Origin of the sequence: Streptomyces sp. NPDC000229, assembly GCF_040300825.1 — a bacterium.
GTDB lineage: Bacteria > Actinomycetota > Actinomycetes > Streptomycetales > Streptomycetaceae > Streptomyces.
In genome coordinates, this window is record NZ_JBEPEL010000083.1 from 1 (window position 1) to 17,406 (window position 17,406).

The 17,406-nt window shown below is 70.8% G+C and carries 13 protein-coding genes and 3 tRNA genes; 10 read left to right on the plus strand and 6 right to left on the minus strand.

All coding sequences use genetic code 11. From position 1 onward, the window contains the following. Window positions 1-520 precede the first annotated feature (520 nt). Both ABT360_RS29075 and ABT360_RS29080 read left to right on the plus strand, forming a co-directional pair. Window positions 521-1,960, plus strand: coding sequence for an acyl-CoA synthetase (locus ABT360_RS29075; RefSeq protein ID WP_351822839.1), 1,440 nt, complete (start codon window positions 521-523; stop codon window positions 1,958-1,960). Next, on the plus strand, window positions 1,953-3,275 hold the full coding sequence (locus ABT360_RS29080; protein ID WP_351822842.1) for a carboxyl transferase domain-containing protein: 1,323 nt from the start codon (window positions 1,953-1,955) through the stop codon (window positions 3,273-3,275). The genes ABT360_RS29075 and ABT360_RS29080 overlap by 8 nt, the downstream gene beginning before the upstream one ends. A gap of 189 nt (window positions 3,276-3,464) precedes the next feature. Here ABT360_RS29080 and ABT360_RS29085 read toward each other — a convergent pair whose 3' ends face one another. Both ABT360_RS29085 and ABT360_RS29090 read right to left on the minus strand, forming a co-directional pair. Further along, window positions 3,465-3,977, minus strand: a complete 513-nt coding sequence (locus ABT360_RS29085; protein ID WP_351822845.1) for a GNAT family N-acetyltransferase — start codon at window positions 3,975-3,977, stop codon at window positions 3,465-3,467. A gap of 53 nt (window positions 3,978-4,030) precedes the next feature. Further along, window positions 4,031-4,525, minus strand: coding sequence for a MarR family winged helix-turn-helix transcriptional regulator (locus ABT360_RS29090; protein ID WP_351822848.1), 495 nt, complete (start codon window positions 4,523-4,525; stop codon window positions 4,031-4,033). 114 nt (window positions 4,526-4,639) lie between these two features. Here ABT360_RS29090 and ABT360_RS29095 point away from each other — a divergent pair, with 114 nt between their 5' ends. Beyond that, window positions 4,640-5,053, plus strand: a complete 414-nt coding sequence (locus ABT360_RS29095; RefSeq protein ID WP_126888491.1) for an organic hydroperoxide resistance protein — start codon at window positions 4,640-4,642, stop codon at window positions 5,051-5,053. On the opposite strand, the gene istB is transcribed toward ABT360_RS29095, so the two are convergent. Then, window positions 5,043-6,215: an IS21-like element helper ATPase IstB gene (gene istB / locus ABT360_RS29100; protein ID WP_351822851.1), complete on the minus strand. Its 1,173-nt coding sequence runs from the start codon at window positions 6,213-6,215 to the stop codon at window positions 5,043-5,045. The two genes, ABT360_RS29095 and istB, sit on opposite strands and share 11 nt — an antisense overlap. A 599-nt stretch (window positions 6,216-6,814) precedes the next feature. Between istB and ABT360_RS29105 the strand changes: the two genes are divergently transcribed. The 3 genes from ABT360_RS29105 to ABT360_RS29115 all read left to right on the plus strand — a co-directional run bounded on the left by ABT360_RS29105 (window position 6,815) and on the right by ABT360_RS29115 (window position 10,447). After that, the gene (locus ABT360_RS29105; RefSeq protein ID WP_351822854.1) at window positions 6,815-8,404 is read left to right on the plus strand and encodes a septum formation family protein; all 1,590 of its coding nucleotides are present in this window, start codon (window positions 6,815-6,817) and stop codon (window positions 8,402-8,404) included. A 26-nt stretch (window positions 8,405-8,430) separates the two neighbouring features. After that, window positions 8,431-10,056 carry a hypothetical protein gene (locus tag ABT360_RS29110; protein WP_351822857.1) on the plus strand — a complete coding sequence of 542 codons (1,626 nt, stop codon included), beginning with the start codon at window positions 8,431-8,433 and terminating at the stop codon, window positions 10,054-10,056. A gap of 82 nt (window positions 10,057-10,138) precedes the next feature. Next, window positions 10,139-10,447: a hypothetical protein gene (locus ABT360_RS29115; protein ID WP_351822860.1), complete on the plus strand. Its 309-nt coding sequence runs from the start codon at window positions 10,139-10,141 to the stop codon at window positions 10,445-10,447. Between the two features lie 862 nt (window positions 10,448-11,309). Here ABT360_RS29115 and ABT360_RS29120 read toward each other — a convergent pair. From ABT360_RS29120 to ABT360_RS29130, 3 genes are all read right to left on the minus strand, one after another. Next, window positions 11,310-11,386 (minus strand) — tRNA-Ile (locus ABT360_RS29120). 187 nt (window positions 11,387-11,573) lie between these two features. Then, window positions 11,574-11,646, minus strand: a tRNA-Asn gene (locus ABT360_RS29125). Window positions 11,647-11,651: 5 nt separating this feature from the next. Further along, window positions 11,652-11,724: transfer RNA gene (locus tag ABT360_RS29130), tRNA-Asn, on the minus strand. Between the two features lie 171 nt (window positions 11,725-11,895). Between ABT360_RS29130 and ABT360_RS29135 the strand changes: the two genes are divergently transcribed. The 4 genes from ABT360_RS29135 (at window position 11,896) to ABT360_RS29150 (ending at window position 17,397) form a co-directional block, all read left to right on the plus strand. After that, on the plus strand, window positions 11,896-12,198 hold the full coding sequence (locus ABT360_RS29135; protein ID WP_351822863.1) for a YtxH domain-containing protein: 303 nt from the start codon (window positions 11,896-11,898) through the stop codon (window positions 12,196-12,198). A gap of 21 nt (window positions 12,199-12,219) precedes the next feature. Then, on the plus strand, window positions 12,220-13,662 hold the full coding sequence (locus ABT360_RS29140) for an FGGY family carbohydrate kinase (protein ID WP_351822866.1): 1,443 nt from the start codon (window positions 12,220-12,222) through the stop codon (window positions 13,660-13,662). A 67-nt stretch (window positions 13,663-13,729) separates the two neighbouring features. Continuing rightward, window positions 13,730-15,463 (plus strand): ABC transporter ATP-binding protein, encoded by a 1,734-nt coding sequence (locus ABT360_RS29145; protein WP_351822869.1) that lies wholly within the window; start codon window positions 13,730-13,732, stop codon window positions 15,461-15,463. Then, window positions 15,463-17,397, plus strand: coding sequence for an ABC transporter ATP-binding protein (locus ABT360_RS29150; protein ID WP_351822872.1), 1,935 nt, complete (start codon window positions 15,463-15,465; stop codon window positions 17,395-17,397). The genes ABT360_RS29145 and ABT360_RS29150 overlap by 1 nt, the downstream gene beginning before the upstream one ends. Window positions 17,398-17,406 lie beyond the last annotated feature (9 nt).

Consider the following 17,406-nt stretch of genomic DNA (forward strand, 5'->3'; position numbering starts at 1 on the left):
GGAGGAGCGAGCCACTGCGGAGCATTGGCGACCGACGACAACGCAGCAGATGCGCGTGCCAGGGCTCGCGAGCCCGGCAAGATCCGAAAGACACGACCTAGGCGCCCGCCCGCCCTCCGGCCCGCGCTTGGCGCAGGAACGCGCGGACTCCGGCCGAGACGCCCTCGTCGCCGAGGAGCTCGTTGTGGCGCGCTGGTACGTCAAGCACGGCGGAGGTGGCGCCACCGTGGACCACTGGGTGTCGTGACAAGGCTGCCGAAGGAGTGGCTGACGACGTCCACCCTGGTGGCCCCGGTCCGCCGCCGGACGTCGTCCACGTACGCGGCGAAGCGGCCGGAGAGCGTCTCGTTGACCTTCCTGGACGGGGGGTGGAGTCCGGGCCGTACCCGGCACGAGCAGCACCAGAACTGCGGCGAACAGCACACGTGGCATCGCTTCCCCTTGGGCGTCGGTGGGGAGAATGGTGAGGCCTGTGACCGCAGATGAACAGCCCTGTGCAGCCTTGCGAGGAGGACGACGAGTGAGTTCGCTCTTTCCGGCCCTGGAGGCCGGATCCGGACGGTCCGCACTGCGATTCGGGGACCGTTCGCTGACCTACGGCGAACTGCGCGCCGCCGCAGGCTCGTTGGCCGCCCGGCTGGACGGGGCCGAACGCGTCGCGGTCTGGGCCACGCCCACGCTGGAGACCGCCGTCGCGGTGGTCGCCGCGCTGCTCGCCGGCGTACCGGCCGTACCGCTCAATCCGAAGACGGGCGAGCGGGAGCTGACGCACATCATCACCGACAGCAGGCCCGCGATGGTACTGGCGGCCCCCGGCGACGAACTTCCCGAGCCACTGGCGGAGCTGACCCGGGTCGACGTCATCCCGCACGGCGACGCGCCGCCCCCGCCGGAGCCGGAGGACGCCGAGGCCCCCGCCCTCATCGTCTACACCTCCGGCACCACCGGCCCGCCCAAGGGCGCGGTCCTGCCCCGCCGCGCGATCGCCGCGACGCTCGACGCCCTGGAGGACGCCTGGACGTGGACGTCCGACGACGTCCTCGTGCACGCCCTGCCCCTCTTCCACGTCCACGGCCTGATCCTGGGCGTGCTCGGCCCGCTGCGGCGCGGCGGATCGGTGCGCCACCTGGGCAGGTTCACCACCGGTGGTGTGGCGCGCGAGCTGGCGGGCGGTGGGACGATGCTGTTCGGCGTGCCGACGATGTACCACCGCCTCGCCGAAGCCCTGGACGGCGACCCGCAGTTGGCGAAGGCCCTGGCGGGCGCGCGGCTGCTGGTCTCCGGATCGGCGGCACTGCCCGTCCACGACCACGAGCGGATCGCCGCGCTGACGGGGCGGCGGGTGATCGAGCGGTACGGGATGACCGAGACCCTGATGAACACCAGCGTCCGGGCGGACGACGTCGAGCCGCGCACCGGTTCCGTCGGGGTGCCCCTGCCCGGCGTCGACCTGCGCCTGGTGGAGGAGGACGGTACGGAGATCACCGCGTACGACGGGGAGACGGTCGGCGAGATCCAGGTACGCGGGCCCCACCTGTTCACCGGCTATCTGAACCGGCCGGACGCCACGGCCGCCGCCTTCGACGGCGACTGGTTCCGCACCGGCGACGTGGCGGTCCGGGACGCGGACGGGTCGGTACGGATCGTGGGACGCAAGGCGACCGACCTGATCAAGAGCGGCGGCTACAAGATCGGCGCGGGCGAGATCGAGAACGCCCTCCTCGACCACCCGGGGGTACGGGAGGCCGCCGTGACCGGCGAACCGGACCCCGACCTCGGCGAGCGGATCGTCGCCTGGGTCGTTCCCAGCGACCCGGCCGGCCCACCCCCGGCGGACGAACTCGCGGACCACGTGGCGGCGCAACTCGCCCCGCACAAGCGCCCCCGGACCGTCCGCTACCTCGACGTCCTGCCCCGCAACGACATGGGCAAGATCATGAAGCGGGCGCTCCATGGCTGACCGCAGCTCCGCCCGCGAGGTCATCGCACTCGTCACCGACTCCTTCACGGAACACACGCCGCCCCCGCGTTCCTGCGCGCCCGACGGGCCGCTGTCCTGGGAGGGCTACGGCGCTTCACGCGCGCGTGCCGCCGACCGGACGGGCGAGGCCGAGTCCGTCGTCTACGGCACGGCGAGCATCGGCGGTCACCCCTGCGTCACGCTCGCCTTCGAGTTCGGCTTCCTCGGCGGCTCCCTGGGCGAGCGGGCCGGTGACCGGCTGGAGGACGCGTACCGGCGGGCCCGCGAGGAAGGCATCCCGCTGCTCTCCCTCGTCGCGACGGGCGGCAGCCGGATGCAGGAGGGCATGGTCGCGCTCACCCAGCTCCAGCGGGTGGCCCGCGCGACGGTGCGGCTCCGCGAGGCGGGCGTGCCCCACATCGCCGTACTGCGCGACCCGGCGACCGGTGGCGGCTGGGCGACGGTCGGGGCGGGCGCCGATGTGATCCTGGCACTGCCGGAGGCGCAGATCGGGTTCGCCGGATCCCGGGTGCGCCCGCCGGACGCCGACCCGGCCGCCTACACGGCCGAGGGCCAGCTGGCGGCGGGGCACGTCGACGCCGTCGTACGCCCGGAGGAGCTGCGCGGTACGGTCACGCGCTGGCTCACGGCGCTGACGAGCCCCGCCGCGCAGGCCCCGCCGCCCTCCGCCGTCTCGGACACGCCGCTCCCCGCCAGCGGCTGGGAGGCGGTCCGCCACGCCCGCGACCCCGCCCGCCCCCGCGCCGAGGCGTACCTGGACGCGTACTTCACGACGCGGCTGCCCCTCGTCGGCGACCGCTGCGGCGGTACGGACCCGGGGCTGCGGGGCGGCATAGGACTCCGCGCCGACGGGCGGTCGGTGGCGTACGTGGCGCAGTGCGGCACGGCGACCCGCCCGGCCGGTTACCGCACGGCCGCCCGGGTGATCCGGCTCGCGGACCGGCTCGGCATCCCGGTGCTGACGCTCGTCGACACCCCGGGCGCCGCGAACGACGCGGAGGCGGAGCGGGCGGGCGCGGGCGCGGCGATCGCGGAGGCGTTCACGGCCGTCGCCGGCGCCCGCGTCCCCCTCACGACCCTCTTGATCGGCGAGGGCGGGTCGGGCGGCGCGCTGGCCCTGGCGGCGCCGGGCAACACCTGGGCCACGCCGGACAGTTACTTCTCGGTGATCGCCCCGGAACTGGCGGCGGCCATCCTGAAACGCCCCCCGGACCAGGCCCCCCACACCGCCGAACAACTCCGCCTGCGCCCCCAGGACCTGCTGGAACTGGGAGTGATCCGGGGCATCGTCTGACAGGGCCCCGCAATCGCCGCACGAGCCGGGAGCCGGCCGGGGCCGGGGCTCGGGGCCCCAGCGGGGCGGCCCTGCACGGCCCCTCGCGTCCCGGGGCGGGTACGGCAGCTGCCCGCGGAAGCGGAGGAGGCCCTGGCCGTCCTTGGCTGAAGGACGGGAGCGAGCACTCCGGCCCGGGGCCGGGTGCTGTCAGACCAGGAGCAGTTCGCCCACCCGCTGGTCCCCGCTGGTCTCTCCCGTCGGCCGGAAGCCGAGCCTGAGGTAGAAGTCCTCCGGCCCGTTCCGGCCCGGGACCCAGCTGGTGGTCATGCGCGTGCCGCCGCGACGGCGGATCTCGGCCGCCACGCACTCGACCGCGAAGCGGCCGTATCCGCGGCCCTGCTCCCCGGCCGCGATGTTCAGGCGCCAAAGGCCCGAGCGGAGGTCACGGCCGCCCCCGTCCTCGCCGTCACCGTCACCGTCACCGTCACCGGAGAAGTCGATGTCGAAGTAGGCCATGAGGAAGCCCACCGGCCGGTCACCGTCGACGATCAGGCGGGGCCAGGCCGTGCCGGGGTGTACGTACGCCTCGGCGAGTGACCGCACCACCGGTGCGACCCGGTGCTCCTGGTCGGGGTGGACCCGCACCCCGATCGCGGTGTCGATGTTCGCGGGGGTGATCTTCTCCAGACGGAGTCTTTCCTGACGGAGCGCGGTGATCATGGGGGAACCGTAGATCCGCGGTTCGACCGGGCCAACCGAATATCGCCCCGCCGTCACCCCTCGGTGACGCGGTCCTCGGCCAGGGCTCCGGCCTCGGCGGCGTCGAGGGCGGCGGTCAGCTCGTTGAGGCGGGCGCGCAGGGCTCGGACTTCCTCCAGCGGCATCCCGGTCGCGGTGGCGATCCGGCGCGGTACGCCGAGGGCCCGCTCGCGCAGCTCGGTGCCGGCGGGGGTGGGGCGGGCGGTGACGGACCGCTCGTCCTCGGCGCTGCGCCGCCGCTCGATGTACCCGGCGGCCTCCAGCCGCTTGAGCAGCGGCGACAGGGTGCCGGAGTCCAGCCGCAGGTGTTCGCCGATCCGCTTGACGGGCAGTTCGCCGTGTTCCCAGAGGACCAGCATCACCAGGTACTGGGGGTAGGTGAGGCCGAGGTCCTTGAGCGCGGTGCGGTAGACGCTGTTGAAGGCGCGTGTGGCGGCGTGCAGCGAGAAGCAGATCTGGTGGTCGAGGCGGAGGAAGTCCTCGTCCCGCACTGTGCCGAGCGTGTCCATGGAGCCAGGGTACGCCAGAGCACGAGGACACTATTAAGTTGTGCACAATCGAATTGCGCGCTATACATGAGGGACCGATCCACCCACCTCCCTCCCACGAGAGGACAGCCCCTCATGGACGCGCTCTACACCGCTGTCGCCACCGCCAACGGCCGCGAAGGCCGTGCCGTCAGCTCCGACGGCCAGATCGACCTCCCCCTCGGCTTCCCGCAGGCCCTGGGCGGCAACGGCCAGGGCACCAACCCCGAGCAGCTCTTCGCCGCCGGGTACGCGGCGTGCTTCGCGAGCGCCATGGGCGCGATAGGCCGCCAGGAGAAGATCGACGTCAAGGACGCCTCCGTCACCGCCGAGGTCAGCATCGGCAAGGACACGGACGGGGGCTTCGGCCTCGCGGTGGTGATGCGCGTCGAGCTGCCGGACCACCTCCAGGGCGAGCCGGGCCGCGACCTGCTGGAGAAGACCCACGCGTACTGCCCCTACTCCAAGGCCACGCGCGGCAACATCCCGGTCCAGCTCGTCATCGAGTGAGGCTCGGGGCCAGACGGCGCGTGCGGTAACTGTCGGCGTCGAGGGTGATGACCTCCGCGTGGTGGGCCAGGCGGTCCACCGTCGCGGAGGCCATCGCGCTGTCGCCGAACACCTCGTCCCAGCGGCCGAGCGGCCGGTTGCCGGTGACGATCAGCGATCCCCGCTCGTAGCGGTGCGAGACGAGCTGGAAGAAGAGGTGCGCCACCTCGTGGTCGAAGGGCACGTAGCCGACCTCGTCCACGATCAGCACCGGGTACGCGTCCAGCCGGGCCAGCTCCTTGCGCAGCCGCCCCGCGGCCTTGGCGTCCGCGAGCCGGGCACCCCATTCGGCGGCGGTGGCGAACAGCACCTGGTGGCCGGCCTGACACGCCCGTACGCCCAGGGCGATGGCCAGATGGGTCTTGCCGGTGCCCGGGCCGCCCAGCAGCACCACGTTCGCCTTCCGCTCGACGAAGTCGACCTTGCCCAGCCGGGCGATCACCCGCGGCTCGGGCGCCCGCAGGTGCCCGTCGTCGAACAACTCCAGCACCTTCCGGGCGGGAAACCCCGCGGCCTCGATCCGCTCCTCCGCCCCGGCCCCCGGCTCCTCCCCCGCCTCCTGCTCCTCGTCCCGCTGGGCGGGGACGACCACCGCCTGGGACACCTCCTTCAGGGGGTGCGCCTTCGCCTCGTGCGCGGCCATGGGCCCGGACATGTACGCGAGGATCGCCGCCGAGGCGATGAACGCCATATGGATGACCGTCCCCCAGAGCAGGTCGTGCCGGGGCGTGTGGTGCACGTCGACGAACATCTGGAGCAGGTGCACCGAGGAGATCCCCACGATGGCGGTGGCCAGCTTGACCTTCAGCACGTTGGAGTTGACGTGCGACAACCACTCGGGCTGATCACGGTGCCCCTGCAGACCGATCCGCGAGACGAAGGTCTCGTACCCCCCGACGATCACCATGATCAGCAGATTGGCGATCATCACCACATCGACGAGCTTGAGGACGGCGAGCATGACGTGCGTCTCGTCCGCCTGACCGCTGATGACGTGGTGGATGAGGTGCCACAACTCGTTGAAGAACTTGTAGACGTACACGCCCTGCGCCGCCACCAGCCCGAAGTACAGGGGCGCTTGGAGCCAGCGGGTCGCGAACAGGGCACACCCCAGGGTGGTCATGTTCGACGGGGTTGAGGTGGAGCGGGACACGGAACCTCCAACGGCGGGGAGGTTGGTCATTCTTGTGCGCCGCCATCGACAATCTGAATTCACACCACCCGTTGGGGTTAATAGAAATCCAGTAGCACAACACCCCTGCGCGACCCTCACCCAACCCGACACCCCTTCGTTCATGGGGCACCGACCAGGGTTGACTCGTGTACGGCGAATACCGCGTCGCATCGATCCCGCACGCCGAGAGCCGCTGCGCCGATCACCTGGAGACGGCGGCTCTGATCACCGGTGAGCGCGGGAGCCGCATCGAACAGGAGCGCAGCGGAGTGCCTCACCGACGAGATGGGCCCTGCCCCTCTTCGCATCGTCATGGTTGGCCGACTCGTGCACGTCGTGCGGTGTACCGTCGCTTGCAGCTGCCAACAGGGAGACAGAACAGGCCAGTTGGCGCCTGGCGGGCGGGTGCTTCAGGACAGGGGTAAGGGGCCGGAATGAGTGAGCGGCAGTTGGTCGGTGGGCGGTACCGGCTGCTCCGGCGGGCGGGACGAGGCCCGTCGGGCGGAGCGCAGTGGCTCGCGCAGGACGAGGACCTGGGGACCGAGGTCATGCTCACGGAGCTGCCGCCGGCACCCGGCGCGCACAAGGACGAGGCAGCACGATTACGGCAGGCGCGGGAGCGAGCCGAGCATGTGAGGCAGTTGCGCTTCCACGCTCATGTGGTCGACCTGCATGATGTCGTCGAGCACGAGGGAAACCCCTGGGTGGTCTGCGCATACCATCCGGATGCTGCCGATCTGGCCTCCCGGGTGCGGGCGGGAGGACAGGTCCCGGTTGAGGAGCTGGCCAGGATCGGGCTGGCTCTCGTCGATGCACTCAGCGCGGGGCACTTCCTGGGCGTGTCGCACGGCCGGGTTTCGCCGTCCGCGGTCCTGCTGGTGCCGGACGGCGAGAAGCCTGAGCGGGTACTGCTGACCGGATACGGGTTCGGCGGTGGCCCGCCCACGGGCGAGGCAGTCGGGTTCCTCGCTCCCGAGCAGGTGCGGCAGCCGAACCGGGCCGCCACTCCGGCCGCTGACCTCTTCTCGCTCGGGGCGACGCTGTACGCGGCATCCGAGGGCAATGCCCCGCCCACGCCACCCGAACGTCCCGAGCACGCCGGCGAGTTGGCAGGAATGATCCTGGAAATGCTGGCCCGGGAGCCCGGCGAACGGCCCTCCGCCGACCGGGTGCGGGCGGCTCTGGAGCGGGTGAGCGGTGCGGCCGGGGCCGGTGTCGACCCGCCGGTGCCACCCCCCGACAGACCGAGGTGGCCCCTGCTGCCCACCAAGGTACCGCGGCGTTTCGTGGCGGTGGCAGTGGCTGTGGTACTGGCAGTGGCCGCCGCGACGCTGGCGTTGACCTGGGGCAGTGGTGGGCAGGGGAAGACTGGCCGGCCCGCGAGTGCAGCGCCATCCGCGTCCCCAAGTGCCACGGCGGTCTTCCCGTACGGACAGTCGGTCGGGCTCACCACACCGCTCGTCACAGGTGACTGCGTCCGGGCAATCTGGGCAGGGCGCCCACTGGAATCCGTGCCGAACCTCGGCGTCGTCGACTGCGGCGACGAGAACAACGCCCAGGTGGTCGCGATGATGGACTTCCCCGACGAAGGGGCGGCACGCGCCGACGCCTCCCGGCAGTGCGCACGGCAGGCCGATGAGGTGGTCGGGCGACTGCCTGACGCCGGGCCCTACGCAGTGGTGCCGACGGCAGAGGGCTTCGTGGCGGCGGGTCGGCGGGCGGCGTGTCTGGTCGTCTCCCGGCACATTCCCTTCAATGGCGAGGTGGGCCGCTTTCGCGATCACGGAATCGACCTCAACTTGCAGCAGATGGCGGTGGGGGATTGCTTCATGTACAAGGAGAAGGACGTCCAGACACTGCTGGTGTCGTCGTGCTCCGAGTCGCACACCGATCAAGTGGTGGGGTTCGTTGAGGCCCCGCCGGGCATGACGGACGACAAGGCAGCCGACAACGCCGGTGACCTGTGCGACAACCGCTTCGGCGCGGCGTGGCCGCTCGGTGACGACACTTCCATGGCCGGCTTTGTTGCCGGCGACCTGAGCTGGAAGAACGGTTTCCGGCAGGTGATCTGCACGGTGGGGCCGGCCGACGGGAAGGCGACGACGGTGGAGTACGAGTCGTCGGCCGACAACTCGTGAAGCCCCGAGGAGGCAAGGGGGCGGGCATGGGCGAGGGCGCGCCTGAGCCGATGGGTCAGGAGGCAACACGGCTTCTGTGCGTCGGGGCGTACGTCGATCCCCGATTCCGGCACCGGATCATCGAGGAGCTGGTCGAGCACGAGGAGCGGCCGGTGGCCGTGTCACTCGGCTGTGATGTCCTACCCGTCCTGGCGCATGCGCTGCGCGCCCGCCGCTGGGAGGCAGGGACCGGCCTGGCTGTGCTCGTGGCGTGGGCGGTCTTCGCGGCGGTGGGCGGACGGGAAGCGGCAGTCTTCGCCGCGCTGTGGGTGCTGTTGTGGGGGCTGCGTCTCGTATGCCGGCAGATCGTCGCGGGAGTCGCACCAGGCCGGGACGCCGAGGCACCGAAGGTGCCGGTGACGACCCTCCTGCTGGGGGTCCTGTTCCTGCTGGGTGGGCTCGTCTCGGGCGGCCAAGCCCTCGCGCAGTGGGCCCTGACGGACATGCCGGTCTGGCACGCGGTGGCCTTTCCCCTGCTGCTGGCAGTGCCGGTGTGGGCACACCGGCTGCGGACAGTCGTACTGATGCGGCAGGAGCTGAGTCGGGAGCAGTTCTCCGTGCGCCCTCCGCTGGAGCTGCCGAACACCCGCCGCTACCGGCGGATCGGCGCGGCCATCGAACGGGAACAGTTCTCACCTCTCTCCGCCTGCACCCCGGAACGCCCGCTGATCGGCTTCGGAGTCACCTATGACGCCTGGTCGTTCGCTCTGGAGCTCCGGCCCAAGGACCGGGCAACGACGGACCGCATCGACGGGCAGCCGCTGCCCGGAGGCCTCAGCAACCGCGACGTCCTCGACCTGATCCGGCCGCAGGTGGCATCGCTTCGGCTTGCCGGCCCGGCCACCACCCGAGACCGACTCCAGCATTTGAAGGTCGACGAATGCATCTGTCTGCCGGTGCACGAGCGGCGCCAGGACATGCCGTACGAGACCGGCCGGCTGAGGGAGTGCCTGCGCGCAGCCGTGGACGACGACGGTGAGGGACGCCGGCACTTTCTGCGAGTGCGGATCACTGCCTGGGACGGGCAGCTAGTGGTCAGCGTGCTGGTACGCGTGCACACGCAGGGCGGAATGCTGGTGCTCGAAGTTGCCCCGCACGTCCTGGCACCGGTGCGGGAGACCTTCGCCACGGCTGCCGACACGGCCTCCGACCACGACCGGCTGCTGCTGCGCAACACCGTGCTGGCACTGATCTCCAGCCCCGCGGCCTCCACCGCCGCCGTCTTCGCACTGCTGCGGATGGCCCTCGTCGTCACCCGGACGTGGCTGCGTCGCCCGACCCGCGCCAGGCCGGGCGGACCCCAGGTGTCGATCCGGGAACTGGCGGCCACGGAACAGGTGACGCTCTTCCAGGAGATGGACATCAGCCGGTACGTGAAAACCGTGCAGGACCGCATCACAAACGGCGTACTCCAGGCCCTGCGATCCAAAGGCTACGACACCAACGAGTTCGAACAGCAGACCGTGAACGTCCATCGGGGCGCGATCTACATCGGCGCGATGAGCGGCGGTGTCGCCGCCACCGGAGCACGCACGAACATCCACTACACAACCGGAGCCCGTCATGTGCCCACCGGCAACGAACGATCCACACCCTTCTCACCCCGGCGATGACAGCGGCTCGTCGAACATCGCCCGGAACCCCGTAGAGGCGCCGGGACACTCCATCATCGTCGGAAATTCCGTTAATGGCGGGGTGCTCAGCACGGGTGCGAACGCCAACATCAATGTCGGCGTGTCAGAGCACCCACTACTCCAACCACTCAGGGAATTGCGCGCCGAGCTGACCGCCGTCGAACGCACTGGCCATACACGTGAACAACCGGGTCACGCCGGCCTCGAGGCCGAACTCGCCGCCGCGCAGCAGGAGATCGAGAGGTCTGGGACACTCGAGGACACCCGGCGACAGGTACTGCGGAACCGGCTCGAAATCTTCGCCCTTGCAAGTGCAGGAAGTGCGTCGCTGACCACGCTGGCCCAGACGGTCGTCACGCTGTTGAACTGAGCCGCAAGGTGGCTTCGACACCCCCGCGGGTCTGTTGGAGTCAGTGGCTCTTGCCAGCTGATGCTCAGGTCTCGTGTGACGGGGGGTCTCACTGACCGCCAGCGGGTCCGGCTGGAGCCGCTGCTGCCGAGGGGCATCAAGCCGGGCCGCCCGCAGGTGCGGACGGCCCGGCAGCCGATGGACGGCATACGGTGGCGGCCCCGGACCGGCCCTTGGCACCGGCCGTTGTCGCATGGTCACGGGCTCACGGTTCTTTCGAGGACCCGGCCCGTCCGACGGTCGGTGACTTCGCCTTCCGTCTTGTGGTGCCGGCACCCCTGTCACCGCTTCTGGGCACGCCCCGCTTCCGTAGGGCCTGCGGATCACGAATGCACCTGTCGACGAACGCCGAATCGGGTGTGGCGGGCAGTGCCAGGGACGTAACTGACCCAGACCCATGACGCCGCCCACCAAGCATGGTTTCGCGCCGCTGGGAAGAAGGAACGTGCTCCGTCCGCTCACCCTTCCCCAGAAGCCCTTCAGCGACGGAATGGCCGTTGCACGCCGACGGCACGCGAAACCCCGACGGTGTCTGGACCATCAGCGCGGAGGCACGGCACGACGACCGCGCACTCGGCAAGATCGAGACGGCCGCCGCCGGCCGGGAGAACGCGTCCCTGGCCGTGATCAAGCCAGTACGGGGGGCCGAAGGCGGTCTGAGGAGGCCGCGTAGACCCCTCAGGGACCCGTCCGGCGCCTTCCGGGCCCCTTTAGGGTCCAACAGGATCTTGGTCTGAACGGACGAACGGGGGCCGCCGCTCTGGAGCGGCGGCCCCCGTTCTCACGTCTACGCAGATAGAAACGTTTCTGCATGACCACCGCATGGTGGGGCGGGTGGGACTCGAACCCACGGCCGACGGATTATGAGTCCGCTGCTCTAACCGGCTGAGCTACCGCCCCTTACGGCGCGTCGCGCACATTTGTGCGCGCCGTCTGCCGCAGCATAGCCGCTCATACGATCTCCTGCTCCGGATGGTCGGCAACGCACGACCATGAGGACTGCTCTGCGCCCGGGATGGTTCCCACCGGGGGCGAACCGGGGCAAAAAAGTCGGGAGAGGGTCCCGAAGGGCCCTCTCCCGTCATCGCTCCCCCGGCTGGACTCGAACCAGCAACCCTCCGGTTAACAGCCGAATGCTCTGCCAATTGAGCTACAGGGGATCGCGCTCCCCCGACTGGACTCGAACCAGTAACCTGCCGGTTAACAGCCGGCTGCTCTGCCAATTGAGCTACAGGGGATTGCTGCGTTGCACCGAACGTACCTACCTGGGGCGTCCCGGGCGGCGCTCGCTCGCTGCGACACATACATTAGCGCAAGCAGGGGGGTGCTCCGCCAATCGGTTCTCCTGGGTGATCTCCGGCCCTGAGGGGTAGGCGGCCAGCACCGACGCCTACGGAAGGGTGGCAGCCATGCGGTACAAGCTCACGTTCGTCGTTGGACTGGCCCTCGGTTACGTCCTCGGCACCCGTGCCGGGCGCGAGCGCTACGAACAGCTGCGCAAGAGCGCACGCGAGTTCTCGCACAATCCGGCCGTGCGGAACGCCGCCGAATCGGCCGCGCAGACCGGGCGGGAGGTGGCCGGGAAGGCGCTGCACACGGTGAGCGACAAGGTCGGCGACCGGATGCCCGAGTCGGTCGCCGAGCGGGTGCGCTCGCTGAAGGAGCGCAGCCAGGGGAACGGCCAGGACGAGTGGGGAACCAGTAACACCTAGGGTGCGGCAGAATCTATCCCCATGGGGATAGTCGCCGGGTTGGACAGTTCGTCGGGTTTCACGCGCATCGTCGTCTGTGACACGGAAACGGGTGCGGTGCTGCGGCAGGGCTACGCGCCGCACCCCGTCGAGCCGAAGGCCACCGAGGTCGACCCGCAGGCGTGGCTGCTGTCGCTGGGCGAGGCCGCGTCGGGCGGGCTGCTCGAAGGTGTCCAGGCCATCGGGGTCTCCGCGCAGCAGCACGGGCTGGTGCCGCTGGACCGGCAGGGCGCGCTGGTGCGGCCCGCGCTGGTCGGCAACGACAAGCGCGCCCAGGTGGCGGCCGCTGACCTGGTCGAGGCGTTCGGGGGGCGTCAGGCGTGGGCGGAGGCCGTGGGCTGCGTACCGCAGTCGGCGCAGCCGGTGGCGAAGCTGCGGTGGCTGGCGCGTACGGAGCCGGAGGCGGCGGCGCGCGTGGCGATGGTGCTCCAGCCGCACGACTGGCTGGTGTGGCAGCTGCTGGGCCGGCCGGTGCGGAGGACGACGGACCGCGGCGCCGCGTCGGGCACCGGGTACTGGTCGGCCGGGACCGGTTCGTACCGGCCGGATCTGGTGGAGCTGGCGCTGGGCCACCAGGCCGCGCTGCCGGAGGTGCTGGGGCCCGCGGAGGCCGCCGGGATGACCCCGGAGGGGCTGCTGATCTCGGCCGGGACCGGCGAGACCATGGCGGCGGCGCTCGGGCTGGGGCTCGGGACCGGTGACGCCGTCGTGTCGCTGGGCGCGTCCGGGTCGGTCATGGCGGTGCACCACGAGGCGCTGGCCGATCCACGCGGGATGATCACGGCGTTCGCGGACGCGGCGGGGATGCACCTGCCGGTCGTGCACACGTCGAACGCGGTACGGGCGCTGCGCGGGACCGCGGAGATGCTGGGCCTGGGCGGCGGGCTGGAGGAGCTGTCGGCGCTGGCGCTGAAGTCGACGCCGGGCGCCTCGGGGCTCGTCCTGCTGCCGTACCTGGAGGGTGAGCGCACGCCGCACCTGCCGCACACGGCCGGGACGCTCAGCGGGCTGCGGCGCGAGTCGATGAAGCCCGAGCACCTGGCGCGGGCGGCGTTCGAGGGCATGCTGTGCTCGCTGGCGGACGCGATGGACGTGCTGCGCGGACGGGGTGTGGAGGTGCGCCGGGTGTTCCTGCTGGGGGCGGCGGCCGAGCTGCCCGCGGTGCAGGCGGCGGCGCCGGCGATCTTCGGGGCGCAGGTGGTCGTACCCCAGCCGGCCGATTACGCGGCGCTGGGTGCGGCGCGGCAGGCGGCGTGGGCGCTGGGGGTCTCTCAGGGCGTGCTGTCGCCGCAGACGCCGCCGGCCTGGCAGGGTGCCGCTGCCCAGGTCTTCGAGCCGGGCGAGGAGCTCGCGGTGGGGCAGGCGGTGCGCCAGCAGTACGGCGCGACCCGCGAGCAGATTCACCCCGGAGCCTTCTCCTCGTAGCGGTCGGCGGGGCAAAGGACCGGAAAACCGAGTCGTCAGGGGAGGCGCGTCCGGCGATAGTTGAACCGTGCTCAGACAACTTCTCCGGATCCATCTGGAGCCGTACAAGCGGCCCATAGCCCTGTTGGTCGCGCTTCAGCTGTTGCAGACGTGCGCCACCCTCTATCTGCCCACGCTCAATGCGGACATCATCGACAACGGTGTCGTGCGGGGGGACGCCGGTTACATCCTCACGTTCGGCGCAGTGATGATCGCCGTCTCGGTGGTGCAGGTCTTCTGCAACATCGGCGCGGTCTACTACGGGGCGCGCACCGCGGCGGCGCTCGGGCGGGACGTGCGGGCGGCGGTCTTCGACCGGGTGCAGTCGTTCTCGGCGCGGGAGGTCGGGCACTTCGGGGCGCCGTCGCTGATCACGCGGACGACCAATGACGTCCAGCAGGTGCAGATGCTGGTGCTGATGGCGTTCACCCTGATGGTGTCCGCGCCGATCATGTGTGTGGGCGGCATCGTCATGGCGCTCGGGCAGGACGTGCCGCTGTCGGGTGTGCTGCTCGCGGTGGTTCCGGTGCTGGGCGTCGCCGTCTCGCTGATCGTGAGGAAGATGCGGCCGCTGTTCCGGACGATGCAGGAGCGGCTGGACACGGTGAACCGGGTGCTGCGCGAGCAGATCACCGGCAACCGGGTGATCCGGGCCTTCGTGAAGGACGCCTACGAGCGGGAGCGGTTCGAGCGCGCCAACGCCGATCTGACCGACGTGTCGATGTCGACCGGCCGTCTGATGGCGCTGATGTTCCCGACGGTGATGACGGTCGTGAACATCTCCAGCGTCGCCGTGGTCTGGTTCGGTGCGCACCGCATCGACGGCGGCGGGATGGAGATCGGCGCGCTGACGGCGTTCCTGGCCTACCTGATGCAGATCGTGATGGCCGTGATGATGGCCACGTTCATGTTCATGATGGTGCCGCGCGCCGAGGTGTGCGCCGAGCGCATCGAGGAGGTGCTGCGTACGGAGTCGAGCGTCATCCCGCCGGTGGCTCCGGTGCGGGAGCTGCGCAGGCGCGGGCATCTGGAGGTACGGGGGGCGGACTTCCGCTATCCGGGCGCGGAGGAGCCGGTGCTGCGCGGGGTCGACCTGGTGGCCCGGCCCGGTGAGACGACGGCGATCATCGGTTCGACCGGCAGCGGCAAGTCGACGCTGCTGGGCCTGGTGCCGCGGCTGTTCGACGTCACCGGCGGCGAGGTGCTGGTCGACGGCGTGGACGTGCGCGAGCTGGACCCGGTGGTGACGGCGCGGACGGTCGGTCTGGTGCCGCAGAAGCCGTATCTGTTCTCCGGGACGGTCGCGACGAACCTGCGGTACGGCAACCCCGCCGCGAGTGACGAGGAGCTGTGGCACGCGCTGGAGGTGGCCCAGGCGGCCGACTTCGTACGGGAGCTGGACGGCGGCCTGGACGCGCCGATCTCGCAGGGCGGCACGAATGTGTCGGGCGGGCAGCGGCAGCGCCTGGCGATCGCGCGGACGCTGGTGCAGCGGCCGGAGATCTACCTGTTCGACGACTCCTTCTCGGCGCTGGACTACACGACGGACGCGTTGCTGCGTACGGCGCTGGCGGCCGAGACCGCCGAGGCGACGGTGGTGATCGTCGCGCAGCGGGTGTCGACGATCCGGGACGCCGACCGGATCGTGGTCCTCGACGAGGGCCGGGTCGTGGGGACGGGGCGCCATCACGAGCTGATGGCGGGCAATGAGACGTACCGGGAGATCGTGCTCTCCCAGCTGACCGAGGCGGAGGCTGCCTGATGGCGGGGCCGGCGGGACGGATGATGGCGGCGACCGGGGGGCCCGACCAGCGGTCGATGGACTTCAAGGGGTCGGGCCGGCGGCTGCTGCGGCAGCTGAGGCCGGAGAAGGCCACGCTGTGGGTGATGCTGGCGGCCGGTGTGCTGAGCGTGGCACTGTCGGTGGTCGGTCCGATGATCCTCGGCCGGGCGACCGACCTGATCTTCGCGGGAGTGGTCGGGCGGGAGACGCCGGAGGGGCCCACCAAGGAGCAGACCCTGGCGGGGCTGCGGGCCGACGGGGACGACGGGCTCGCGGACATGCTGTCGGGGGTGGACTTCCGCCCGGGGCAGGGCATCGACTTCGGTGCCGTGGGCGGCGTACTCCTGGTCGTTCTCGTGGTGTACATGGCGGCCGGGCTGCTGATGCTGGTGTCGACGCGTATGTCGATCCGGGTGATCAACCGGACCGTGTACCGGCTGCGGGAGGACGTGCAGGCCAAGCTGGAGCGGCTGCCGCTGTCGTACTTCGACCGGGCCAAGCGCGGTGAGGTGCTGAGCCGGGCGACGAACGACATCGACAACATCTCGCAGACCATGCAGCAGACGATGGGGCAGCTGATCAACTCGGCGCTGACCATCGTCGGCGTGCTGGTGATGATGTTCTGGATCTCCCCGCTGCTGGCGCTGGTCGCGCTGGTGACCGTGCCGCTGTCGGTGGTCGTCGCCACGAGGGTCGGCAAGCGGTCGCAGCCCCACTTCGTGCAGCAGTGGAAGTCGACGGGCCGGCTGAACGCCCATGTCGAGGAGATGTACAGCGGTCACGCGCTGGTGAAGGTGTTCGGGCGTCAGCACGAGGCGGCGGCCGACTTCCGGGAGCAGAACGAGGCGCTGTACGAGGCCGGGTTCAAGGCCCAGTTCAACAGCGGGATCATGCAGCCGCTGATGTTCTTCATCTCGAACCTGAACTATGTGCTGGTGGCGGTGGTGGGCGGGCTGCGGGTCGCGTCGGGGACGCTGTCCATCGGCGACGTGCAGGCCTTCATCCAGTACTCGCGGCAGTTCTCGATGCCGCTGACGCAGGTGGCGTCGATGGCGAACTTGGTGCAGTCGGGGGTCGCGTCGGCGGAGCGGATCTTCGAGCTGCTGGACGCGGAGGAGCAGGAGCCGGACATCCCCGGCTCCGCCGAGCGGCCCGGCGAGTTCACGGGACGGGTGGCCCTGGAGAAGGTGTCGTTCCGGTACGACCCGGACCGGCCGCTCATCGAGAACCTGTCCCTGTCGGTGGAGCCCGGGCAGACGGTCGCGATCGTCGGGCCGACGGGCGCGGGCAAGACCACTCTTGTCAATCTGCTGATGCGGTTCTACGAGGTGACCGGCGGCCGGATCCTGCTGGACGGGGTCGACGTGACGGAGCTGACGCGGGACGAGCTGCGGTCCCGGATCGGCATGGTGCTCCAGGACACCTGGCTGTTCGGCGGCACGATCGCCGACAACATCGCGTACGGCGCCTCACGTGACGTCTCGCGGGCGGAGATCGAGGAGGCGGCGCGAGCCGCGCACGCCGACCGGTTCATCCGTACCCTGCCTGACGGGTACGACACCGTCATCGACGACGAGGGCGCGGGCGTCAGCGCGGGCGAGAAACAGCTGATCACCATCGCGCGGGCGTTCCTGTCGGACCCGGTCGTCCTCGTGCTGGACGAGGCGACGAGTTCCGTCGACACCCGGACCGAGGTGCTCATCCAGAAGGCGATGGCGCGGCTGGCGCACGGGCGGACGAGCTTCGTCATCGCGCACCGGCTGTCGACGATCCGGGACGCGGATGTGATCTTGGTGATGGAGAACGGGGCGATCGTCGAACAGGGCTCGCACGAGGAGCTGCTGGCGGCGGAGGGGGCCTACGCCCGCCTGTACGCGGCGCAGTTCGCGCAGGCCGTGGCGGAGGTCGACTGACGGGGGACC

Coding starts and splice junctions, on each gene's coding strand:
- ABT360_RS29090 (WP_351822848.1), bottom strand. CDS start 4,525: ATGGACACGCTCGGCACAGTGCGGGACGAGGACTTCCTCCGCCTCGAC.
- istB (WP_351822851.1), bottom strand. CDS start 6,215: ATGACCACCCTGGGGTGTGCCCTGTTCGCGACCCGCTGGCTCCAAGCG.
- ABT360_RS29095 (WP_126888491.1), top strand. CDS start 4,640: ATGGACGCGCTCTACACCGCTGTCGCCACCGCCAACGGCCGCGAAGGC.
- ABT360_RS29080 (WP_351822842.1), top strand. CDS start 1,953: ATGGCTGACCGCAGCTCCGCCCGCGAGGTCATCGCACTCGTCACCGAC.
- ABT360_RS29105 (WP_351822854.1), top strand. CDS start 6,815: ATGCTCACGGAGCTGCCGCCGGCACCCGGCGCGCACAAGGACGAGGCA.
- ABT360_RS29085 (WP_351822845.1), bottom strand. CDS start 3,977: ATGATCACCGCGCTCCGTCAGGAAAGACTCCGTCTGGAGAAGATCACC.
- ABT360_RS29110 (WP_351822857.1), top strand. CDS start 8,431: ATGGGCGAGGGCGCGCCTGAGCCGATGGGTCAGGAGGCAACACGGCTT.
- ABT360_RS29135 (WP_351822863.1), top strand. CDS start 11,896: ATGCGGTACAAGCTCACGTTCGTCGTTGGACTGGCCCTCGGTTACGTC.
- ABT360_RS29150 (WP_351822872.1), top strand. CDS start 15,463: ATGGCGGGGCCGGCGGGACGGATGATGGCGGCGACCGGGGGGCCCGAC.
- ABT360_RS29140 (WP_351822866.1), top strand. CDS start 12,220: ATGGGGATAGTCGCCGGGTTGGACAGTTCGTCGGGTTTCACGCGCATC.